Source organism: Paenibacillus dendritiformis (assembly GCF_015845845.1).
GTDB lineage: Bacteria > Bacillota > Bacilli > Paenibacillales > Paenibacillaceae > Paenibacillus_B > Paenibacillus_B dendritiformis_C.
In genome coordinates this window covers 1-22,584 of record NZ_LDIG01000218.1, presented here as the reverse complement: position 1 = coordinate 22,584, position 22,584 = coordinate 1, and the positions used below count along the sequence as shown (strand labels likewise).

Genomic DNA, 22,584 nt, shown 5'->3' with positions numbered 1-22,584 from the left:
AGCCGGAAAACAAAGCGCGTAAAATAAATATACCACTCTCTCTAATTACTGGAAATGATATTTTGATGGAGCTTATTTTCTATTTGAAACATACAAAAAAGCTCATTCCTTCTGCCTAAAGGTCTTCTAAACTCTTTTTCAATGAAACCCTTAAGTATCTTTTCACCAAAAATGATACTTGGAAAGGATCGATTCATATCCGCTTATCGCATCAATAACGGAATGAACGAACACGGGAGCAATCAGGTTATTCGTTCTCAGCCACAGAAAGCCTAGGATCAACCCGCCGAATAGACCTTCCGTCAAACAGACGGCAAGCGCATGCACGAAATCCCCTGTAAATCCGGTATCAAAGAGCCGGAATGGCAGGTGGTAAATAGCAAATAATAGGGTCGTAATCATCAAGCCGCTTATTTTCGAGTTCAGTGCCTGAGAAATTCGGGTCTGAAGAATCGCCCGGAAGAAAAACTCCTCATGAAAGCCGGCAAACAAGAAAGCGATAATAAAACTGAGAGCCAATCCCGCCACCAGTTCGCCTGCGCTTTGTTCCAATCCAAGCAGATATTTGCCGCCGGGCGTCGTAATCAGCATCATCCCTCCGAAGCATGCTCCTGACAGAAGAGCGGCTCTCAAATTGCTGAGAAGCGCGCTAGTCGCGAGACCGACATCAGATAGTTTGTAGCCTCGTCTCCTTAGCAGCAGCCAGGGAATAACGACGAGACCTAGCCAAAAACTGATTCCATTCGAATAAAGGATATGCCTGCTAAAGAAAATGTCCCAAAGCCCCACATTAAGGATCAGCCAGACGGCAAAATAAACAAGAAAGTGCAGCGATTCCTGCTTCGGCTCTGTCACAACGATGGACGGCCCCTTCGCCCTCCACGTAAAAAGGGCCATACAGCCTATCATAACCGTGACAAAAAGAGCCATAGCAACGCTGTTGGACAAGGATGCTTTCTGATATAAAGTATCCAGCACCCATGCTGAACTGAAAAAAGCCGCTGCCAAGACATAGAAATATACATTTCTAAAAAGCGATGTCATGCATTTTCCTCCAAAATTGCGTGCTGCGCGAGGCTTCATTCGCTTTCTTCTTTGATGTGACAGGCCCCCCAGTTTGATGCACCTTCGTTCTCAACGTACCTCATTTGTTCACATTTCCGAATCCTGAATGACGCCCAATTTAACGTACTCGATGATCTTTCTGGCTTCCGCTTTCGGTTCCTCCCGCTGTCATGCTGCCACCAATTATCCCGCCGGGTCGTCTCATCGTCTACCGGACATAGTGAATATGAGATCCACTGAGGCATGTATGTCTTCATCGTTAAATGAGTTCGTCTCATATGGTAAGCGGTCGTAACGACAATCAGCCGAATCTATCTTGTTCGTTCCAGACAACGCCACCGGAGAATAAGATTTCTAATGATCGATCCGTGAAGCTTCTCCGAATGTTATCCATCCGATCCCTCTTACCAATACTTTCACCGGATAGCTTCGCGCTCGCTTCCGATTCGAGAAAAACCATTCTCGGCCTATCTTGACGACAATGAATAGACCGTGCTCATCTCCCACCGGTGTAAGGCCTTCATTATCCGGTCTCCAGTTCGGCAGGCCCACTTCATTCAAGGCCCTGACGAAGGGAATCACCTCATTGGCCACGACACCGACTTCACTGACGCCATGGATATCGGCACTGCCGAACGGATGCGAGATTGCGTTGGATAAATTGTGTCGGGCGATGAGTTCGACGATATTGCCGGAAGGATCTTCAAAATAGACGGAGTGGGCATTCCAAGAGGTAAAAAACACTTCGTCCTCCCCGTCCTCCTGGATCAAACTCACTCGGGATTGAAGCCAGCTTTTGGCTTCGCGGAACTTATTCTCTGGGATGTTCAAGATCCCGCTCCGCTAACACCATCTTATTCACGAATCCAATTGACACATCGGACCGGGCGCCATCATGACACGCTCCATCAACCAATGCCGTCAGGCTTGAGCCAAGCCTCCTGCAATGACGATGTATATATCTGATCATATGATATCAAATGGATAAAGCTTAAAATAGTAACAAAAAGAGCAAGACCGGAACTCAAAATTGTTCCCATTCTTGCTCACGCGATTTATCTGCATTCCGCCAAATACCGAATAAGGTCGCCGCGGCTAATCATTCCCGCCAATCCCCCGTTTCTTTCCACGATGACTTTTAGAACCCGTCTATTGCAAAATAACGCGGCCACCTCTTCAATTTTAGAGTCAACTGGCACCGTTGCGACATCGCGAGCGGCAATTTCCATCACATTGCGGGCGGCCAAGCACTGCCACTTCGATCCGATCCCTTCCTCATCGATATATACCGGCAGAGGCATGTACATTTGGAACATCCAAAAATTTATGTCAAAATTTCGAATATACTCAATCACGTCCCGTTGACTGATTAACCCGGAGATCTCGTAGCGCTCGTTGACAACAGGCAGCGCGCTAACCCGATAAGCGGCAAATCGCTCGATCGCTTGCTCGACCGTATCGGTTTCCTTCACTTTGATGACCCGCCGAACCATAATATCGGAAGCTAACATAGCCAGCTCCTGCTCCCTTCTACACGTCTGTGCCTTCTATCAGTTTCTGTTCATAATACTCCACCAGGTCCCGCGAGAACTGCTTGATGAAATCCAGCTGTTCTGGCGTATATCGATCAAGAAACCGGAGAAAGCGATTCTCCTCCGCCTGGTGCAAATGCTCGTGCAGGTCGAAGAGCCGCCGGCCTTTGGGAGTCAGGCGAAAATATACTTCTTTTTTGTTGTCATTGAGTTGGGTGCGCTTGACAAATCCTTCATCGAACAGCTTCGCTGTCATCTTCGTAATGCTTGCCTTCGACAGCTCCATATTCTCTGCGATTGAAGTCGTATTGATTGGCTCATAACGGCCGATGCAGTCGATGACATGAACCATGGTGAAGTTGTAAGTCCCTTCGCTTAGTCCTTCTTCCATTGCTTTCCTGCGAAAAGTTGAGATTTCCCAGCTTTCTTCTTGCTCAATCAAGTGCATCATCTTCCAACGGAGATCATAAATTTGCTTTTTTACTTGCTTGGAATGCTCCATTTCTGCAGTCCCCCTTTTCTCTCTATTCTTCATTATCAAGGACGAAGTCATTTTATTTACTTAGGTAACAATATGGGTTTGTAGTAAAAAATTTTGGACCACGATGCAAACGAACTTATTATAACCAACTTGATAATGATTATCAATATCATATAAGGAAAAAGGCTCTTTGCTTTCCTAAAGAAAACAAAGAGCCTTATCATCGTTCAGATGAATCGCCGATCCGGAAAACACTCCTTTTACCTTGTCGTTGCCGCAGCTTCCCGCATACTGCTCATATACTTCATGAGGTACTCTATCCTTGCCGCTTCATCGTCTTCGATGTTCGGATCGACCGGGGTCGTTATTTGCTCGCGCAACGAATCCCCAACAAAAATGCAATGGTGATTATAGCATTGCTCCTCATGCAGCACCTGATCGAGACAACTCCGAATATTGGAGGCCACTCCGGCGTTGGCGGGATGCATTATCCATCCGATTTCTTTCCAATCCAGTATTCCTTCCGCTCTTTACGGGTGTCGGATATGTATATTCTTGCGGAATATCGGCCAAATACAAATAAAGCCCGCCAAAATCCCTTCTCTCCCCGGTTGTCCATGTGATTAAGCCCTTAAAAGTAAGATCAAGAGCTTCAATCCCTGTTTCTTCCCTGATTTCCCTTAGCATGGAAGCTCTTGGTTGTTCATTCTTCTCGATCTTCCCTCCGACTCCGTTCCAACAGCCCATCCATGCCGGCTTCTCTCGATTTAACAGCAATATTTTGCTGCCTTGCTTGATTAAGCATAATGTGTATTTCAGCATTCCGTCTCCTCGCTCTATTCTTGACTTGGCTGCAGCCTATTATTCTATTATCCCCCACGATGAGCCGGTGCTCAATAGAAATGAAACAAAAGCAAGCCATCAATCCGAAAATTGAAAGCTTGCCTCTCAGCGAAGTGTGCATCTTACAAAATCAGTTGTTTCCCAGCATTTCCGGCAGCTTGTCCAGCAGCCATAAGCAGGTGAATGCATCCGAGTCCGACTCCTGAATGTACAGACGGTACACATGTCCGTTCTTAACCGCAGGCAGCCCCTTCCAGATCGGACTCTCCAGAAGCGCATCAGTCGACCGCTTGGCCTCATCGTCAACCGGATCGAGGATAAAGATGCGGTCGCCCGCGAACTCGCCAAGCGATTCGGGGGAAATCAACCTGAAGCCCTCACTCGCATCCAGAATCTCCTGAATCGGAGGCGTCGGCTTCAAGCCTCCCGGACCGTACAATAACTGCGGAAGACCGGCCCGCGCCATCACGAACAGACGATCGCCGGGATAATACGTGAAGACCGATGCCGTCTCGCCTGGCTTCAGCACCGTGGCATGGAGGTTCTCCCACATCTTCGCGGCCTTGTCGAACGATCCGGAACGACAACGCAAGCGGTTGGCGAAAATCCAGGAAGTACACATCCGAAACAGAGCTAAACGGATTCGAAATCCGTGATGACAGAGGCGTTGTCACGCCTACTCATTTCAGCGCTGGCTGAGTTGTTTTACTCGTTTTGCATGTCCATCAGACGGCTACAACTGCACGAATTCACCGGACTTCTAACACTGGACGGATTTGGGGCGATGACGGGCTTGCGCGGCCGCGCTTGCCTTCCCGAGCTCGCTCGGGTTATACCCATAGGTTTTGCGGAACAGAGCGGCGAAATGGCTTATATTGTGGTAACCGACCATGAGGGCCGCTTCGCTCACATTGCCTTTCCCTTGCTCCAAAATTTTCCGCGCTTCATTCATTCGCAGCGCACGCACATAACCGAATACGGTCGTGCCGAATAGTTCCTTGAAGCCAAGCTTGAGCTTGTAATCATTCAAACCAACCAATCTGGCAAGCTCAAGCAGGCTGGGAGGTTTCCTCCAGCGATGCGTCAATATTTCTCGCGCTTCGTGAAGACACCGGATATCCTCCCCGTTCAGCTTGGATACCGCCGTCCGGACCCGTTCTTCCTTATGCGCTCCGTCCAGGTGATGGACCAGCAGTTCATTCGCTTTTCCTTCCAGATACAGCTTGCGGAGGCTTCCGCTATAAGGGCATTGCTTCATTTGTTCCACGATATGGGCAATGTGGGGAGAACCGGCCGTCTGTCTGCAATAGGAGGATTCATCGGTCAACCGAGCCAGCTCGGGATGAAGCTCCCGGAACTGGCGGATATCCAGACGAAGCTCCATATGCCATAACCGTTCCTGGGGATACAGCTCCGCATGCACCTTCGAATCCCGGATGAAGATAAAATTGGACACGCCGGGAGCCAAGGCGTAGGTTGACGCTCGGCCCTCGGTATCCCAACAGCCTTGGCCTGACAATGTATACGTAATCTCCAAATGAGGATATTGGATCCCGACATCCATCGTCACCGGCTCGGACAGCCTCGCTTCGAACCAATTGATCTCCATTCCAGGCCGCAGCACAACCCGCTGCACATGTCCCGCGCCGCCCAGAATCGGTACGTTATACCGATATTGCTCGTGCGGATCGGCCGGGCGGGATATATCGCTTAACTGCTGGAAGACACAGTCTAAATTTCGCGTATTCAATTGCAGCTTCAACTTCGTTTCCCTCTCTTCCTCGAATCAGAAATAGGAGGCTCTCCATAAGGAGCTTATACTTAATATACCGAATAAATATTGTATATGCACAATTTTTTTGCCTAAGGAAAAATATGATGCTCTTCGCCATTTAACTTCAGTCTATTTGATAATGATTCTCATTGTCAAATTTTTCGTCCTTCCGGTCACAAAAAATCGCCCACTACCCAGTCGAAATTGCTGAATAGAAGGCGATTATTTACAATTTATATTCCCGCTACGATGCGTTTGGCCCGGATGGAAGCCTGCCGAAGCACTTCATCTTCGTCGATTGTTACCAGTTGCCGATGCCTCATCAGCACCTTCCCGTTCACGATGGTTGTGTCGACATCCGCTCCGTTGGCGCTATAGGCCAGCAGCGATTCGATCTGATGGACGGGCTGCAAATGCGGCTTGTTCATGTCGACGAGAATCAGGTCGGCGCGCTTGCCGGCTTCGAGCGTCCCCACTTCCCGATCGATATTTAATAGCTTGGCGCTCTCCCGGGTAGCCATGCGCAGCGCCTGGCCGGCAGGCAGCATCGTCGGATCGCCGCAGTCGAGCTTTTGCAGCCAAGCGGCCGCTTTGATCTCCTCGAACATGTCGACCGTGGCGGCGCTTCCGGCGCCGTCGGTTCCCAAACCAACCGCAATCCCCTGGTTCATCATGTCCGCGACCGGCGCAATCCCGCAGCCCAGCTTCAAGTTGCTGACCGGATTATGCGCCACGCCGCCGCGCATCCCTCTCAACAGCCCGATGTCTCCCCGCGTCATATGCACGCCATGCGCCAACAGCACATGGGTCCTCTCGAACAGACCGATATTGTACAAATATTGGGCAGGCGTCTCGTTATATTTTTCGCGGATGGACTTCACTTCTTCGGTCGTCTCGGCCAGGTGGATATGGATCGGAAGGCGCATCTCTTCAGCAAGCCTGACGATGCGCTTCAGAGGCTCGGGCGGACAAGTATACGGCGCATGGGGAGCAAGCATCGTCGTAATTCTGCCATCTGCTTTTCCGTTCCAGCGCTCGATGAGTCCAAGCGCTTCCGTCAATCGCTGGCCCCCGTCGTCCTGCAGAAATACCATTCCCCGGGACAAAGAGGCCCGCATGCCCGCTTCGTCCACCGCAGCGGCGATTTCATCCATATGAATGTACATATCCGCAAAGGCGGTCGTGCCCGATTTGATCATTTCCGCCATCGACAGCTTGGCGCCCCAATAAATATCCTCGGGCGTCATATTCGCTTCGGCGGGCAGCATTTTTCGCTCAAGCCAATCCATTAGCTTCAGGTCATCCGAGAAGCCCCGCAGCAAGCTCATCGGGGTATGCTGATGCGCATTGATCAGGCCAGGCATGGCGACCATGCCTGCCCCATCGATCACTTGGCCGGCCTCCACGTCCAGAGCGGGCCCGATTTGTTGAATCGTATCCCCTGCGATATAGATATCGCCATGGAACGGGGCGTCGCCCTCTTTCATCGTTACAATGAGCACATTTTTGATGAGCGTATTCATCGGCACAGTCCTCCTTCACAGTCGCGCTAACTCGAGGATAGACTATGACGTTACGTAAAGGTCAATGCGGTCGTCTTATTTATCTTCCGGAACGATGACCACTTCGGGTTCGGGAATAAAACCGAAATGCCGGTAAATCCCCTCAGAGATGAGATCCTTCAAATAAAGGATGTCGGACGCCGTCGCATCGCGATGGTTCAAAATCATATTGCCATGATACGGCGAAATCAACGCCCCGCCATGAGCGAGACCTTTTAAGTTCAGCCTGTCGACCAGAGCGCCAATCGAGGCTCCTGCCGCGTAGTTATTTTTAAAAAAAGAGCCGCAAGAGCGAGAAGTAAAATGGCGGTTCCCCGTCCGGTACCGGTCGATGTCCGACAATGGCCCGGGTATGGCGCGATGTCTAAGCTCAAGACCCTTCACTTCATTGGAAAAGAAAGAATAAAACTGCGACAGCGACGAAAGCTGGCCGCTCCCTGCCTTATATCTCTCCAGGATGCCCCCAAGCTCGCTCTCTGCCGGTTCATCAGGCTCGGGAACCCGGATCTCCGCACCGACGATAATCCATGGTTTCTGCTGAAAGATCGATTGTTTATAGGAGAACCGGCAATCTTCGGCACGGATGACTTGCAGAGACAGCGCCGGGTCGGTAACATCCACATAATAAACCTTCTCTATCTTGTCTCCCATCTGATCATCGTGATACTTCGCGTTCATATAAATACCGGCGCCCACGCAGCCCGGCAGCAAATATGTAAAATGAAGCCCGGATGTTCCCCAGATCAAGCCTGCGACGGACAGCATCGACAGCGGCAATCCGGAAGAGATAAACCAAGCGGACCCGTCAACCTGTCTGATCTCGGCAAAGTTCTTCAATGAAATAAAGACGGTTCCCTTCCGCGGCCGCTCCGGAAACAAAATGTTCGTCCCCATGCCGAACACGAAATACTCCATCCCGTACGTTTTGCACCCTTCCAAGATGGTCATAAGCTGCTCCGCCGTTTCCGGCATCGCAAAATAATCCGCCTCCCCTCCGATTCCATAAGAAGAATGCTCCGCTAACCGCACTTGACGTTTGCACAATGTATGAAAAAGCTGCTGGCGATCATTCATCGCTGTGAAAAAACCCCTTTCGAACAAGACGCGTTAGATTTACCAATGCAGGTCATTTTCATTATACATTACCGTATTGAAAGTGTTCGCGAGCTTTATTTCAGCCACTGGGGGGGGTATTGCAAAATAACTTATGAATGTTTGCTGGTCATCTGCCGTGGATCCAGGCCATCTCCTCCGATTTTAAGGCGAATAGTTCTCCGGATTTAACACCATCGTGCGGGCCGCGGCAATCAAGCCGCTTCCCGCGTTTTCCGGAAGATCGAAACGCTGCTCCCAGCCTGAGAAAATCAGCTTGTCATCTATTCCTTCCGATAACGATCCATATATTCATGGACATTATATACTTTGAACTGGTGCTGCATCGGACATTTTCCTTTTCGCGATAACCAGAACGAGAATCATTCTCATTTCATCCTGTCTGATTCCAGGTTCCGGTCCAAATTCAATGCTCCCCTAAGTTTGGCTGCCACATAAAAACAGCCGATTGCTCATAAAAACGAACAGCCGGCTGTTTTTATTCAAATTCGACGTTCTCCTGAACTTATCCTTGCATCGATGCAAATGCCCTGCACTCCTGGGCGCAATTCAGACAGATCCTGCTGCACATTTGCGACATTTGATCCGGGAATCGGGCGCACTCATTCCCGCATATTTCACAAATCTGAGCGCACAATCCCGCCGTCGCCTTGGAAAACATGCTGCCGCTCGCCAAATAACATGCCATCGTCGCACATATCGTCACGCAATCCCGGAGCAGAAGAATCTGCCTTCTTCTGGCATGAATATCGGGTGTGCCGAGCATGGCGGTCACCATATGCTCGCACATATTCAAGCAGTCTTGCACCGTTTGTAACAGCGGCGGAAACATCATCGGATGAGCCATCATTGGTTGCACTTGGCCAGACCCCTAAAAATCATTTTGGATAAAAGCTGCAATTAAAATGATTTGATTCCGCGTACGACGCGGTTTTCCTCCCTTTGCGCCTTGAGCTCGTCCACCGTAATGCCTTTTTCCTCCGCCCGCTTTTCCAGCTTCGCCTCATGCTCCTGTTCCATCTGCGCTTTCAGTTCATCGGCCGTGATCCCTTTTTTCGCGGCCATCTGCTCGAGCTTCGCTTCGCGCTCCTGCTCCATTTGCGCTTTCAGTTCATCGACGGTGATGCCTTTCTCCGCAGCAAGCTGCTCCAGGTCAAGAGCACCGTGCCCGAATTTGCCTTTGGCGCCGCGCTCCTTCATCTGCGCCTTCAGCTCGTCCACCGTAATGCCTTTTTCCGCCGCCAATTGCTCCAGCTTCGCTTCGCGCTCCTGCTCCATTTGCGCTTTTAGTTCATCCACGGTGACTCCTTTCTCGGCCGCAAGCTGTTCCAGATTGATTCCGCGATCTTTATGCAGCGCGAATGGCTTGGCGGTTGCTCCTTGCGTTGAGGTTGTATCGGCTTCCGCCGCAAAGGCGGAACCCATTGCACTGACGGCAAGAATAGCTCCAAAGGCGGTGACTGCAAGCGATTTGTTCATTTTTTTCATTCAAGTTCCCTCCAAAATGTTTTTTTGTCTTGCAGGTATGAGTGTATACCGTTCACCTGAACTCCCCCTGAATGCCGACTTTAAACTGCCTGAAAATATAAGTCACTTCTCCTTTCTGCGCTGTGGCCAAGTCGTTGTTGTCCCCTTGGTTCATGCGGGCCTCGATCGGGATGAACCGCTCCTTGGCGCTGGACACGCCGGCGGACGCCGCAGAATCGAAATCGTCTAGATTGCCGATCGCCATGACCGTAACCACCGTATCGCCGACATGGCTATGGTCGAAGAAAGCTTGTCCGTCCGCTCAGCATCCACTGATACCTTAATTTGGATCGACCTGTTTCCGGTTTCTCAGCTTGTTTTCAGATTTTTTTAAGACCGGCTTCAGCTTCATCCGCTATACTGATTGCAGGAATGTCCGCGTGTGCAAGCGGCTTACAGGCAGGAGGAACCAGATGGGACAATTGAAAGGCATCAAAATACTGCTCGTCGACGACGAACCGAATATTCTGCAGTTTCTCGAACTTGGCCTGGCCAATGAAGGGTTCGAGGTGCAAACCGCGACGGACGGCATAGCGGCCGTATCGGCGGTGAGCGAGTTCCAGCCGCACGTCGTCATCCTCGATGTCATGATGCCGGGAATGGACGGCTTCGAGGTGTGCCGGATGATCAAGAAATCCGAGAATGCAGCAGTGATTATGCTCACCGCCAAAGACGAAGTGGACGATCGGGTGAAAGGGCTGACGCTCGGCGCGGACGATTATATGATCAAGCCGTTCAGCTTCGAGGAGCTGCTTGCGCGCATTCACGCGCGAATTCGCAATCAGTTCCCCCATTTGTTCGGCGAGGTCGTGGCCGGTCCGTTCCGGATCGATGATCGGCGCAAGGAGATTATCTACGACAGCCGGGTGCTGGAGCTGTCCCCGACCGAATATGAGCTGCTGAAGTTTTTGGTCCTCAATCAGGGTCTGGTGCTTAGCAAGGCGATGATATTGGATAGAGTATGGGGCTACGATTTCGGCGGCGAGGAAAATATCGTCGAGGTGTATATCCGCTCATTGCGGGAGAAGCTGAACGACCGGGAGCATCGCCTGATTCGGACGCTGCGCGGTGCCGGATACCGGGTCGATCTGCCATGATGGCGGCGGAACGGATCCGGCGCTTCATCCATCCGGGCTCGCTCCGGTTTCAACTATTATCTCGTTCCCTCCTTATTCTCGCGGCGCTGCTGATGCTCATCGGCGTATTTCAATATTTGGTAATGCAGCAATTCGTATATGAAAATAAGGCAGAAAGCTTGAAAAGCCAAATTAAGTCCTTTCCGCGCGAGGCATGGCAGCTGCTGGTTGACAGAGATGCCGTTGTATCGGGACGGCGGGCGATGCTGTTTTTGCCAGCCGATGCGTCGCTCGCCATTATCGATGCGAACGGCACGATACAGGCCGTATCCATGGGGGATAAGATGGCCGATCCGCCTGAACTGTCACCGGATGAATATCAAGCGGCGATGATCAAGAGCCGGAAGGAAGTCAACTACCGGGTCATGAACGACAGCATGGGAGAGGAGCAGCTTATCGTGCTGCAGCCGTTTGAATGGAAAGGACGGATGCTTGGACTTATTCAGATCAATACAAGCACCAAGCCGTTAAAGGAGATGCTCGCCAGTCAGCTTCTGACCTTTCTGTCGCTGTCCGTCCTGGCGTTGATCGGCGGCATGATCGCGTTCCTCCCCGTCTTGAAAAGAACGCTTATCCCGCTGTCCAATATGGTGCATACCGTCGGAAAAATCGATGCGGGGAATCTGGCGGAACGCGTTCCGTCCCGTCAGGGCCAGCTCGAAATCGATCGGCTTGCCTTATCGTTCAACGGCATGCTGGAAAGACTGGAATCCTCGTTCGAAGCGGAAAAGGAAGCCAAAGAGCAAATGCGGCGCTTCGTCGCGGACGCCTCCCATGAACTCCGGACGCCGCTGACATCCATTCACGGCTTCCTCGAGGTCCTGCTCCGCGGCGCCATGAACCAGCCGGAGCAGCTTCGCAAAGCCCTTGTCTCGATGTACGGGGAATCCGAACGGATCAATAAGCTGGTGCAGGATCTTTTGCTGCTGGCGAAGCTGGACCGGGCTCCGGTCATGGAGCTCTCCGACGGCGACTTGAATCGCGTGCTTCGGGAACTGGAGCCGCAGCTTCGCCTGCTGGCGGGGAAGCGGCAGGTGGCGCTCGCTCTGGCGGAAGATGCGAAGTGCATGTATGATCCGGACAAGATGAAGCAGGTTGTCCTCAATTTATTCCATAACGCCGTTCAGCATACGGATCCGGAAAAAGGAGAGATTCGGATTGCAACAGAATCGGTGCCCGGCGGCGTCGAGCTGACGGTGCGGGATAATGGAACGGGGATCGGGAAGATGCATCTCCCCTATTTGTTCGACCGGTTTTACCGCAGCGAATCATCCCGTACCCGCAAGTATGGCGGCGCCGGCCTTGGCTTATCGATTACGAAATCAATTGTGGAGGCGCACGGCGGATCGATCCGCGTCAGCAGCGCGGAGGGACAGGGCAGCGCCTTTACCGTTGCGCTGCCGGCTGCCGTTCCTCCCCTCACGGAGACAAGGGAGGAACATAGGTAACGCAATAGGCTCCGTTCGCTGTCGAATGCGGACGGAGCCTTTGCCATTCATATTTTACGGTGGATGCGGCCAGTTCCGGTCCTTCTTATAATAATAGTGCTTGCATCCAATCGGCGCAAAATTCAACCTCTTCGAGTTCGCGTTGGACACGCATTTGGCAATGAACTCAATCCATTTGTGCAGGACATGCTTGGATTCTTCGGGTGTGCTGTGAAGAAGCTTAGGACTGTTAGTCATCATTCTCCTTCTGTGAAGCCTTTATATGAAATAAAACATGCTCCTTCAGTGGACTGCCTGCCTCAACTTTCGGGTGGTTGAACGATTGAATAAAACTCATGCCGATTTTTTTCATTACGTTTTGCGAAGACTTATTAATCTTGGCTGTAAAACTGTAAACATCGCGAAAACCTAATTCATGAAATCCATATTGCAAACAGGCGGCCGCCCCCTCGGTCGCATATCCTTTTCCCCAAGCCTCTTTTTTCAACCGCCATCCAATTTCTATGCACGGCGTGAACTCAGCCTCGAATGTTGCCCTATGAAATCCTATCAAACCGATAAACTCTTTATTTTCCTTTACTTCCACGGCATATAGCCCGTACCCGCGCTCTGTAAACTCGGCAACAATCGACTGATAGAACAGATTTGTCTCTTCGGGGAATAAGGTTTTAGGAAAATACCGCATTACCTCTTTATCCGCATTGAGCTGCCGGAATGGCACCAGGTCTGCTTCTGCCCAATCACGCAATAGCAGTCTCGCTGTTTCTAAATATATCATTTTACACCCCCGGATGAAGTACGACGGTTTGTTTTGCAGCTCTCGCGCGCACGTCGCTACTATACCACATCCTGGCTGATTTTTGTAATTCAAAAGTTTGTGTTTATGAAATGCCTGCAGACCATCCGATCGGATTTCTACACGCCGTCATTCCCCCGCTGATTGATTTGCTCTTTACGCAATGTACAACCAGAACGACACCACAACGACGATGCTCACGATACCGGTAACAAAGCAGTAAGAAAAGACATGACCTCTTCTCTATGCTCTATTATCTTACTGCCGCAGTAAGCCTGACTGCTGGACTTCCGTATAAAAACGAGTGAATTCCTCGATATTCATCTGCTGTGCAGCGTCGGATAATGCCGTAGCCGGATCAGGATGAACCTCGACCATGACGCCATCTGCCCCCGCGGCCAGCGCCGCCTTGGCGCAAGGCGCCATAATATCCTTCCGGCCGGTGGAATGCGTGACATCGACAAGCACCGGAAGATGGCACTCCTGCTTCAAAATCGGCACGGCGGAAATGTCAAGCGTGTTCCGGGTCGCCTTCTCGTACGTCCGAATGCCGCGCTCGATCAGCATCACTTGGGTATTGCCCCGCGAGACAATGTATTCCGCCGCGTGGAGGAATTCATCGATCGTGGCCGCCAGCCCGCGCTTTAACAGAATTGGCGTGCGCACCTCTCCGGCCGCCTTCAGCAGCTCGAAATTTTGCATATTTCTGGCGCCGATCTGGATCACGTCGATATACTCGCAGGCCATCTCGATATGGGACGGGTCCACGATTTCGCTTATGGTCTTCAAACCGAACTCGCTCCCCACTTCCTTCAAAATTTTCAGGCCTTCTATCCCGAGACCCTGGAAATCGTAAGGAGATGTTCGAGGCTTGAAGGCTCCCCCGCGCATGACCGCAATACCGGCTTCCTTGAGCGCCGCCGCCACTTGCCGGACCTGTTCATAGCTCTCGACCGAGCACGGCCCGGCGATCATGACGGGCGTTCCTCCTCCAATCGCAATCGAATTCGGCATGACGACAGTATTTTCCTGCTGATTTTTGCGGCTGACCAGCAGATGCTTTTTCTGCTCCTCTTGCTGCAGATTCAGCGACGCCTGAAAAATTTGCTTGAACAGGTGGCGGATCGTTTTGTCATCGAACGGTCCTTTATTGCTCCCCACTAACCGGTCAAGCATCTCTTTTTCCCGAACCGGATCGAACTTGGGTACGCCCTGCTTCCCTTTGGCATTCCCGATCTCCCGGGTAATGCGCGCCCGTTCCGACAGCAGCTCCAGCAGTTGTTCGTTAATCGCATCCAATTGCTCCCGCAATTGATGTACATTTCGTTCCGTCATGGCGTTCTCTCCTTTTCTTTGTCTACAAAAAACACGACCCAAGGTCGTGTACTCATGGCGCCCGAGGGCGGCCAGCGAGGATTCGCAGCGGCGCGAACCTGCCTGCCTATATTATGACATGCCTGCCGTCCGTATGACATCTTGTTTTTTATCGTTCGCGATCAATTGAAAGACGTCAGGACGGCTGTAATTCCCGTCACATCGCAATCAAAGCGGCTTCAGACACCCACGGAAAGATCGAGGGCCGCCAGGAGAACCCCCTTTCATGCCGCCTTGAATATAACGGAAATGCCTCAACCCGTAACCATCCAATCTGACGATTTCTGCACCATCCACTTGCCTGCGCCCACCGGATTGGCCCAATCCCTTCCAAGTGGATGGATACTTTTTGGACGCCATGCTATACATTCTTGATTACATTCATGCGGCGAGAAGCATGTTCATGCATCGTTCATCACTTACTTGGAGAAATGGAGCGGATGCCGCTCTCATCGTGACGCCCTATTACAATCGTCCGTCGCAGCAAGGCATCATCCAGCATTTTCAGGCGCTTGCCGGGGCGGAACTGCCGGTCATTCTGTACGAAATCCCTTACCGCACCGGGGCGCAGCTTGAATTGGAGACATAGGGAACCCGTCTCATTCCAAAGCACGCGGGAACATAGCATCGAACGCCAACAAGCCTCCCCACCGTTCCGGTTGCGGAGGCTGTTCCTTGTTCATCCACTGGAGAATTCTGTCCATTCCGACAGCAGCAATCGGGCCGGGAAGCTTAATTCTCTGCTTTTATGAACGATCATTCCATGCGTTGAGCGGATGTCCGAACCGATGGGAAGCACGTCGAATTCACCTGCCTCAAGCTCGGCTTGCACCGCAATTTCCGGAATCAGGGCAAAGCCTGATCCCCATTTCACGGATTGCTTAATCATGTCAAGGCTTGGCAGCTCCAGCGCCTCCTTCACGGCAATGCCCGCCTTCTGCAGGGCCTGGCTCGCCTGCGTATGATACAGGCAGTCGGTTCCGAAGCTGATCAAGACCTCCTGGCTTAACCGCTGAGGCCCTTCCGTCTCCACCTCTCTCATCAGCGCCCGGGAAGCAATAAAGATCAATTTTTCTTCCGCCAACGGATAAAAGACGACGTCATGCCGCTGCGGATCGCGCGGGACTATGCCGAAATCAATCGCGTGCTCCAGCACATGATCGAGAATATCCTGATAAAATCCCGCTTCAATCCGCAATTTCACCTCGGGGTACTTAGTCACAAAATACGGCATAAAGGAAGAAAAGCGCGTCAGAAAAAAAGATTCCTGCATGCGAAGATAAACCGTTCCCTTCGGCTGCTCCAGCTCATTCATCGCTTCTTCGATTGAAGATCCGAGATGAACAAATTGATAGGCGTATTTCATCAATTTTTCGCCGGCGGGCGTCGGCTTCACGCCGCGCGGCAAGCGATGGAACAATTTCTGCTTGCACGCCTGCTCCAGGGACTGAATATGGGTGGTTACCGTCGATTGAACATATCCGAGCCGATCCGCCGCGCGGCTGAAGCTTTTTTCCTCCATCACGGCAATAAAGGTTTTCATGACTCTCCCTTCCAGCAATTCGATCATAGCTCCCCCTTCTGATATCGAAAAATGAAATACGTCATATCGTATATCCTCATGACTGCGATAGCTGAGTCCATGATATCATAAATCTCGCAAGAACATCACAAATCGATTTTAAAATTCGATAGGAAAGCGAGAGGATGAACCATGAGTAAAAAACAAGGCTTCCGATTGGGTGTCTATATTTTCAAGGATGCCGAGGTCGTCGACTATGCCGCGCCTTATGGCGTATTTTCGGTAGCGCGCAGACTGGATCCCGGGCTGGACGCCTTTCTGGTCGCCGATGCACTAAGACCCGTCCAGACCCAAGCCGGACTTACGGTCCACCCCAACTACAGCTTCAACGACATGCCGGATATGGATGCCTTTCTCATCCCCGGCGGGTTCGGAACCCGGCAGGAGACCTACAACAAGCGGCTGCACCACTTTATACGCTCGCTGCCCGAGACGACCTTGCTGACCAGCGTCTGCACCGGCTCCTGGATCTATGGGAACATGGGGCTGCTGGACGGGCTGCCGGCGACCAGCCGCAAAGAACCGGATCGGCTGGAAGCTTCCGCCATGGGCAAGGTGCCAATCGATCGGCTTGCCGAGCTCGCGCCGGCTTGCACGATCAGCCGGGCGCGCATTGTCGATGCCGGCCGAATCATCACCGGGGCAGGCATCGCCTCCGGCATGGAAATGGGCTTCCATCTGTTGCGGCGGGCCGGATATGACGAAGCCTTCATCTCGGATGTGGCCCGCGTGATGGAATATGCCGAAGCATACAGCATGTATAAAGAGGATATTGAATATTACACTCCGGCCGGAAAATAAAAATAGCTGCCCGGCCATCCGATATCCTTCACCGGAAGACCGTTGACATCAACAGCAACCGCTCCCTGGTTCGAACCGGGGAGCGGTTGGCAATTCCACCTTAAGCTCACCCCAATCACGAATCTGGGTGAATGACCATACAATACACCAGATGAACATCTGGGAGTGAATGAGCTTGATGAAACTGACATTGGAAGCCGCGAAAATGCTCATCGCCGCCGCGGAACGGAAAGCTCGGGAACTCGGTCTGTCCGACGTGATCGCTATCGTGGACGAGGGGGCGAACCTTCTCGCGCTGCACCGGATGGATAATGCCCGGATCGCCGCTATCGATATCGCCATCAACAAAGCATGGACGAGTGCAGCGATGAAAATGCCGACATCCAATCTGTCGGAAGCGGCGCTTCCCGGCGGACCGTCCTTCGGAATCACACGACGAATCAAGGAAAAATCGTGATTTTGAGCGGAGGGCTCCCGCTTGTCAAGAAAGGGATCATCGTAGGGGGAATCGGCGTAAGCGGCGGCACAAGCGCGCAGGACATTGAAGTGGCCAATGCCGCCGTGCAAGCGTTCGAGAGCATCCATGAGCGAGGGGGCTCGCCAATCGCAACCGTACGAATCGGCACGAGCAATTCAACGCATCCCTCGCCTTACTTCATTCGTGAATGAGCGATTCACTTTTCGCTGAAAGCAATGTGCGCGGCGATAAGCCCCAGCAAAGACCCTTGAATGCAGTTCATTTTTCGAGAAATCGACGGGCTCTTTACTAAAAGGGAACGGAGCTTTTCCGCAAAAAAGCTGATCACGCTAAACAGTATGATGGCCTGGAGTATGAACACAGCTCCCAACACAAGCATTTGCGCCGGGACATGACCGGCGGCCTGATCGACGAACTGAGGCAATAAGGCCAAGAAAAACAAGGATACTTTCGGATTGAGAAGATTCATCAAAATTCCTTTTTTGTATAACGCGTCATAGTTTACCGCTGTCTCCTCATTCCAGGCGAGAACCGCTCCCTTCTCACGAAACGACTTCCAGGCCAAATACAATAAATAGGCGGCTCCGGCATACTTCACGACCGCAAATGCGAGCGCGGATTGATAAATAATCGCTGAAATCCCGGATTTGTATCAGCCAACAGGCTTAGGAGAAACTTATGAGCAATTGATAAGCAGGGTGATCCCCGCTATCGACAGCATCATCTCCAGACACCAGGGCGAGACGGTGCTGATTGTGACTCATCGCATTACCCTGAAGACAATTATGGGTTACTACGGAAATAAAACAGTGCAGGAGCTTGGAAGCCTGCCGGATATCCAGTCGACCAGCCTCAGCAAAATATCGATAGAGGACCCTATTCCCATGATTGAAATGTACGGGGATACATCTCATTATCAATAGGGAGCACAGGTCTTGTCGGCGATAACAAACCGCCCCGCCTGCGAGGAGGGGCGGTAAGATTTATTAGGTTAACTGTTACAACGGTTTGGTTACCATCTGGCGGCCCATGCTTCGATTTCAACTTTGAGAGAAGGAAGCGCCAGAGCCGGCACATAGGACATCGTCATCGAAGGAGCGGTCCCCCCATGGAACTTCTCCCACACTTCATTGAAGTAGTCCCAGTCCATTTCTTCGGTAGCCAAAATATTGATTTTGATAATATTATCGGCGCATACCGATTCCTCTTCCAAAATGCGCAGAATATTTTGCAGCGTATTATACAGCTGCTCGTTCATATCCGAGGGCATGTCTCCGTTCATGTCGGTCCCGACTTGTCCGGACAGAACTAACAACTCCGCCCCTCTCGGGACAACGGTAAGATGTGTATAAGGGCCGAGCGGAGCGGCAACCGTATTCGGATTGCTGCGTCGAACCTTTTTGGCCTCTTTCCCTTCCTTAACATCGTCGTCGTTTACGATGGCTAATGTCTGATGATCTTCCCAGCGTCCGTTAATTTTCACATTTTGCTTGGCAATCCCTTCCTTATGGAACCCGGCCTTGAGCAGCACTTTGATAGAACCTATGTTATGCGGCATGACGCCCGCTTCGATGCGATGAAAATCCAGTTCGTCAAAAGCATACCGGACAACAAGCTGAACCGCTTCGGTCATATAGCCTTTCCCATTGTGATCCTGATCCAGAAAGTACCCAAGCCAACAGCTTTGCAGGTTGTATCTGACGACTTCGGTCAACATCATTTCGCCAATAACCTGGCCGCAATCCCGCAAGCAAATGACAAAAAAGTATGCTTTGTCTTCTTTGCTTTGTTCCACCGCCTCTTTAATTCGCTCCGCCTGGCCTTGGAGCGTATAAAAAGACGCTTCCCGCAACCCCGTGAACGGTTGAAAGAAATCCCTGTTCTTGACTTCGAGAGCGAGCAGCATATCCGCATCCGACTCCTCGACTGGTCTGACGTACACATTACTTCCGATCAATTTCATAGTTCTCTTCTCCTTTGGCAAAAAATTAAAAAACGCCACAGGAATCCTGTGGCGCTTATCACAAGCTATATAACATAACCACAGGAAAGCGGCCTGTGGCATTCTATCCGCTGTCTTATAGGTAAGCGTGCGCAATGCTGCAGGAAGTAGCCGCTTCTATCCAATTTTGGACACACTTCTCCCGTGATTGCGCAGCATCAAAGAAAACAGCAGTGGAGTACCCCGTACCTGCAGACAAAGACTTCAAAGCTCTCTTCTTCATACGAATACTCCTCCTTTCGCCATTTCCTCGTTATAAGTGCAAGTGATGGTACCATTCCAATTACTAACACACATTCTTCACGAACAAATATATACTTATTTCAATACTACTTTGAAAAATAAACAATTGCAAGCTCCTTCCATGATGATGGATACGTTTCATATACGAGAGCGCTTCAATCGCCTCTTTATCGAGGAAAGTGAAGTATACTTCAAGTATTTCACGACATCGCGGTCATCGGTGTTCGCCCAGAACTGGTAGAACTCATACGGCGTCGTCTTCTTCGGATCGAGCCAGATCGCGCCGCCGGCCGGCCTGAAAGATACGAACATGGGTAGGCTTTGTCCAGTTTTCGGTTATTCCACTCCTCTACGAAGGAATCCAGTTGCTTGCAGAGCTCACTAACAGTCGATTTGGAGAACTCCGTCCCGCATAGTTCTTCAGTGATATTGCTTACCTTTCGCGTTGAGACACCATTGAGCACCATCTCCATCATGGCTAAGACAAGGGCTTGCTCACTGCGTTGGTATCGAGAAAAAAGTTCCGTCGAGAACCGACCGTTGCGGAAACGCGGCACTTGCAAGGTTAATTTTCCCACCCGTGTTGTCAGCCGATGAGGATATGATCCATTACGGTAACCTGCACGTTCTTCTGAGCGCTCATCGTGCCCTTCAGTTGTTCCGTAGCCGAGTTATAGGAGGGGCTTTCGCCTTATAAAATAAGCTGCGCAAGTCCGAATCCGATTGCGACCGCAAGCACGGTTGCGATTAATCCAGGAAGCATGAACGAGTGGTTCAGCACGTATTTGCCGATCCGCGTCGTTCCTGTACGGTCAAAGTTGATCGCCGCAATGATGGTCGGGTAATTCGGAATAAAGAAGTAGCCGTTTACTGCCGGGAACATGGCAATAAGTGCGGCAGGCGGCAAACCTAAGGCGATGCCAAGAGGCATGAGCGCACGTATCGTTGCGGCTTGGCTGTACAGTAGAATCGAAAGGACGAAGAGCGCAATGGCGAATAGCCACGGAGCAGCAGTGACGCTGTTTTTAATCCATGCACTGATCTGATCCATGTGACCCGCGAAGAACGTGTCACCAAGCCAAGCAATCCCGAAGATGCTAATGACAGCCTGCATCCCGGCGAGGAAGACGTTGCTTTTGATTAAGTGAGACGCATTGACCTTACAGAAGAGCAGGATCAGCGCCGCAATCGACAGCATCACAAGCTCAATCGCATAGGCCATGCTCAGCGGGACAAGCTTGCCGTCTGTTACCCAAGCTGGACGAAGATGCGGCAGCGAGCCGAGCAACACGACCAGCACGACACCGAAGAGGAATAAGACCACAGATCGTTTGGCATAAGGTTTTGCCGCCGCTTCTCGCTGCTCGGCATTAGAATCCAGCGTTTCTTGGACGAGTCCATCCTTTACGCGTTGCTGATATTCAAGGTCGTCATTCAAGTCTTTGCCGACCTTGGTCATGAACCAAGCGGCAATCATACAGCTAATAAACGTAGCAGGGACGCTGATCATCAGAATGTTTATCAGACTGATTTGATAACCTGCGAGCAGGGAGACGAGCGCTACGGTTGCTGCGGAAATAGGACTTGCAGTAATCGCCTGTTGAGAAGCGATAACTGATATGGATAAGGGCCGCTCTGGGCGAACACCGGACTGGCGTGACACTTCGGCGATCACAGGGAGTATGGAATAGGATACATGGCCTGTCCCTGCGCAAAATGTAAATATATACGTCACGATGGGTCCCATGAACGTAATGCGGCTGGGGTTTTTGCGAAGAGCTTTTTCCGCTAGGGAGACCAAATAATCCATCCCGCCTGCAGTTTGAAGAGAGCCGGCAGCAGTAATGACCGCGGCGATCATGAGCATGACATCAATCGGAGGTGCAGTTGGCTGCAGACCGAATCCGAATGTCAGAACGGTTAGTCCAAGCCCTCCCATTACCCCAAGTCCAATCCCGCCTAGCCTTGCGCCGACGAATATGGCGAGTAATACAATGAGGAGTTGAATCCAGAACATCAATCTTTCACATCGCTTTCAGCTAATTCTTAGGTGCTATTTTTCACAATCTAAATTATATCATTATACAACATTTTGTCGCACCTGTCACATTGCTATTCAGAGAGTCGGTATATTCTTCGCTAAGGTTCTTAGAATGTAACGATGGTTATAGATTCTAACCATGGTGAGGAGGATGTATTGATTATCAAATATCACTATACCCCAGATACCACTGGCACATTTAACAACAATCAAATTAAAAGGACCCAAGCCTGCTCTACGCTTGAGTCCCCGCCAAAATTGTTCAAGAAGAAGAATTTCTTCCGGGTTAATCCTTTTAGCAATCTGGTTAGGATCAATAATAGTTTAAACATTTGAAAGCTGATTGTGCTTTTGCCGGCTCCATTAGTGCCAGCGAATACATCGTAAGTAAGCTTTATCTAGAAGTCTGGTGAAAAAGTCCGCTTAAACAGGTCTTTCCCACGGTTTTGTCGAATTTGTACTGTAACAAATATCGAGAGAGTGATTGAACATGAAAGCCTATAAGTCATCGGCTGTCCAGCCTCAGATGTTTCAATTCGTGGATATGGATGAACTCGTGCCGAAAAAGCACATCCTGCGTCAAATCAACGAGGCGCTTGATTTATCCATCGTCCATGATTGGGTAGCGCCGCTATATACGGAACGCACCGGTCGCCCGGCGGCTGACCCGGAGCGAATGGTTCGACTGATGCTGCTTTCGTATTTGTTCAACCACTCCGAACGGGAATTGTATCAACTGCTGCCCATGCATGCGGGCTATTTGTGGTTTTGCGGACTGGATTTCGA

Annotated in this window: 23 protein-coding genes and 4 pseudogenes; 7 read left to right on the top strand and 20 right to left on the bottom strand. The window is 51.1% G+C overall.

Going from position 1 to position 22,584, the window contains the following annotated elements; genetic code table 11:
• Positions 1-162: 162 nt before the first annotated feature.
• The 12 genes from ABD76_RS21960 to ABD76_RS21910 all read right to left on the bottom strand — a co-directional run bounded on the left by ABD76_RS21960 (position 163) and on the right by ABD76_RS21910 (position 10,102).
• Positions 163-1,044 carry a CPBP family intramembrane glutamic endopeptidase gene (locus ABD76_RS21960; protein WP_197259214.1) on the bottom strand — a complete coding sequence of 294 codons (882 nt, stop codon included), beginning with the start codon at positions 1,042-1,044 and terminating at the stop codon, positions 163-165.
• Positions 1,045-1,419: 375 nt separating this feature from the next.
• The gene (locus tag ABD76_RS21955; RefSeq protein WP_197259213.1) at positions 1,420-1,842 is read right to left on the bottom strand and encodes a hypothetical protein; all 423 of its coding nucleotides are present in this window, start codon (positions 1,840-1,842) and stop codon (positions 1,420-1,422) included.
• A gap of 278 nt (positions 1,843-2,120) precedes the next feature.
• Positions 2,121-2,576: a CBS domain-containing protein gene (locus tag ABD76_RS21950; RefSeq protein WP_197259212.1), complete on the bottom strand. Its 456-nt coding sequence runs from the start codon at positions 2,574-2,576 to the stop codon at positions 2,121-2,123.
• 19 nt (positions 2,577-2,595) lie between these two features.
• Complete coding sequence (locus tag ABD76_RS21945) at positions 2,596-3,099, bottom strand: MarR family transcriptional regulator (RefSeq protein WP_197259211.1); 504 nt, start codon at positions 3,097-3,099, stop codon at positions 2,596-2,598.
• Between the two features lie 402 nt (positions 3,100-3,501).
• The gene (locus ABD76_RS21940) at positions 3,502-3,900 is read right to left on the bottom strand and encodes an NUDIX hydrolase (protein ID WP_242069715.1); all 399 of its coding nucleotides are present in this window, start codon (positions 3,898-3,900) and stop codon (positions 3,502-3,504) included.
• 151 nt (positions 3,901-4,051) lie between these two features.
• Entirely contained in the window at positions 4,052-4,513 is a 462-nt protein-coding gene (locus tag ABD76_RS21935) for an ABC transporter substrate-binding protein (protein WP_338125172.1), read from the bottom strand.
• 168 nt (positions 4,514-4,681) lie between these two features.
• Complete coding sequence (locus tag ABD76_RS21930; RefSeq protein WP_197259210.1) at positions 4,682-5,683, bottom strand: helix-turn-helix transcriptional regulator; 1,002 nt, start codon at positions 5,681-5,683, stop codon at positions 4,682-4,684.
• Positions 5,684-5,928: 245 nt separating this feature from the next.
• Complete coding sequence (locus ABD76_RS21925; protein WP_197259209.1) at positions 5,929-7,218, bottom strand: amidohydrolase; 1,290 nt, start codon at positions 7,216-7,218, stop codon at positions 5,929-5,931.
• A gap of 75 nt (positions 7,219-7,293) precedes the next feature.
• Complete coding sequence (locus ABD76_RS21920; protein WP_197259208.1) at positions 7,294-8,331, bottom strand: UDP-N-acetylmuramate dehydrogenase; 1,038 nt, start codon at positions 8,329-8,331, stop codon at positions 7,294-7,296.
• A gap of 544 nt (positions 8,332-8,875) precedes the next feature.
• Positions 8,876-9,202 carry a four-helix bundle copper-binding protein gene (locus ABD76_RS31435; protein ID WP_478354328.1) on the bottom strand — a complete coding sequence of 109 codons (327 nt, stop codon included), beginning with the start codon at positions 9,200-9,202 and terminating at the stop codon, positions 8,876-8,878.
• Positions 9,203-9,270: 68 nt separating this feature from the next.
• Positions 9,271-9,858, bottom strand: a complete 588-nt coding sequence (locus ABD76_RS21915) for a hypothetical protein (RefSeq protein ID WP_197259207.1) — start codon at positions 9,856-9,858, stop codon at positions 9,271-9,273.
• Positions 9,859-9,910: 52 nt separating this feature from the next.
• Positions 9,911-10,102, bottom strand: a complete 192-nt coding sequence (locus ABD76_RS21910) for a hypothetical protein (protein ID WP_197259206.1) — start codon at positions 10,100-10,102, stop codon at positions 9,911-9,913.
• Between the two features lie 208 nt (positions 10,103-10,310).
• Here ABD76_RS21910 and ABD76_RS21905 point away from each other — a divergent pair, with 208 nt between their 5' ends.
• Both ABD76_RS21905 and ABD76_RS21900 read left to right on the top strand, forming a co-directional pair.
• Entirely contained in the window at positions 10,311-10,994 is a 684-nt protein-coding gene (locus ABD76_RS21905) for a response regulator transcription factor (RefSeq protein ID WP_197259205.1), read from the top strand.
• Entirely contained in the window at positions 10,991-12,481 is a 1,491-nt protein-coding gene (locus ABD76_RS21900; protein WP_197259204.1) for a sensor histidine kinase, read from the top strand. Before ABD76_RS21905 ends, ABD76_RS21900 begins: the two co-directional genes overlap by 4 nt.
• Before the next feature lie 229 nt (positions 12,482-12,710).
• On the opposite strand, the gene ABD76_RS21895 is transcribed toward ABD76_RS21900, so the two are convergent.
• Both ABD76_RS21895 and ABD76_RS21890 read right to left on the bottom strand, forming a co-directional pair.
• On the bottom strand, positions 12,711-13,259 hold the full coding sequence (locus tag ABD76_RS21895) for a GNAT family N-acetyltransferase (RefSeq protein ID WP_197259203.1): 549 nt from the start codon (positions 13,257-13,259) through the stop codon (positions 12,711-12,713).
• A gap of 276 nt (positions 13,260-13,535) precedes the next feature.
• Entirely contained in the window at positions 13,536-14,612 is a 1,077-nt protein-coding gene (locus ABD76_RS21890; protein ID WP_197259202.1) for a bifunctional 3-deoxy-7-phosphoheptulonate synthase/chorismate mutase, read from the bottom strand.
• A 397-nt stretch (positions 14,613-15,009) separates the two neighbouring features.
• On the opposite strand from ABD76_RS21890, the gene ABD76_RS21885 reads away from it, so the two are divergent.
• Positions 15,010-15,240: a dihydrodipicolinate synthase family protein gene (locus tag ABD76_RS21885; protein ID WP_242069731.1), complete on the top strand. Its 231-nt coding sequence runs from the start codon at positions 15,010-15,012 to the stop codon at positions 15,238-15,240.
• 90 nt (positions 15,241-15,330) lie between these two features.
• Here ABD76_RS21885 and ABD76_RS21880 read toward each other — a convergent pair whose 3' ends face one another.
• On the bottom strand, positions 15,331-16,221 hold the full coding sequence (locus tag ABD76_RS21880; RefSeq protein WP_197259201.1) for a LysR family transcriptional regulator: 891 nt from the start codon (positions 16,219-16,221) through the stop codon (positions 15,331-15,333).
• Positions 16,222-16,365: 144 nt separating this feature from the next.
• Here ABD76_RS21880 and ABD76_RS21875 point away from each other — a divergent pair, with 144 nt between their 5' ends.
• Positions 16,366-17,034, top strand: a complete 669-nt coding sequence (locus ABD76_RS21875) for a DJ-1/PfpI family protein (RefSeq protein ID WP_197259200.1) — start codon at positions 16,366-16,368, stop codon at positions 17,032-17,034.
• A 169-nt stretch (positions 17,035-17,203) separates the two neighbouring features.
• Positions 17,204-17,703: pseudogene (locus ABD76_RS31040) on the top strand (GlcG/HbpS family heme-binding protein).
• Positions 17,704-17,708: 5 nt separating this feature from the next.
• Here ABD76_RS31040 and ABD76_RS21865 read toward each other — a convergent pair.
• Positions 17,709-18,155: pseudogene (locus ABD76_RS21865) on the bottom strand (LysE family translocator); the annotation flags it as partial.
• 4 nt (positions 18,156-18,159) lie between these two features.
• On the opposite strand from ABD76_RS21865, the gene ABD76_RS21860 reads away from it, so the two are divergent.
• Positions 18,160-18,435: a histidine phosphatase family protein gene (locus ABD76_RS21860; protein WP_275100846.1), complete on the top strand. Its 276-nt coding sequence runs from the start codon at positions 18,160-18,162 to the stop codon at positions 18,433-18,435.
• An 89-nt stretch (positions 18,436-18,524) separates the two neighbouring features.
• Here ABD76_RS21860 and ABD76_RS21855 read toward each other — a convergent pair whose 3' ends face one another.
• From ABD76_RS21855 to ABD76_RS21840, 4 genes and pseudogenes are all read right to left on the bottom strand, one after another.
• Positions 18,525-19,475, bottom strand: a complete 951-nt coding sequence (locus ABD76_RS21855; RefSeq protein WP_197259199.1) for a GNAT family N-acetyltransferase — start codon at positions 19,473-19,475, stop codon at positions 18,525-18,527.
• Positions 19,476-19,863: 388 nt separating this feature from the next.
• Positions 19,864-20,054, bottom strand: a pseudogene (locus ABD76_RS21850) (tyrosine--tRNA ligase); the annotation flags it as partial.
• Between the two features lie 14 nt (positions 20,055-20,068).
• A pseudogene (locus ABD76_RS21845) lies at positions 20,069-20,407 on the bottom strand (transposase); the annotation flags it as partial.
• A 41-nt stretch (positions 20,408-20,448) separates the two neighbouring features.
• Entirely contained in the window at positions 20,449-21,774 is a 1,326-nt protein-coding gene (locus tag ABD76_RS21840; RefSeq protein WP_197259198.1) for an anaerobic C4-dicarboxylate transporter family protein, read from the bottom strand.
• A 514-nt stretch (positions 21,775-22,288) separates the two neighbouring features.
• On the opposite strand from ABD76_RS21840, the gene ABD76_RS21835 reads away from it, so the two are divergent.
• Positions 22,289-22,584, top strand: a 296-nt coding sequence (locus ABD76_RS21835; RefSeq protein WP_197253959.1) for a transposase, incomplete at its 3' end; no start/stop codon positions are given.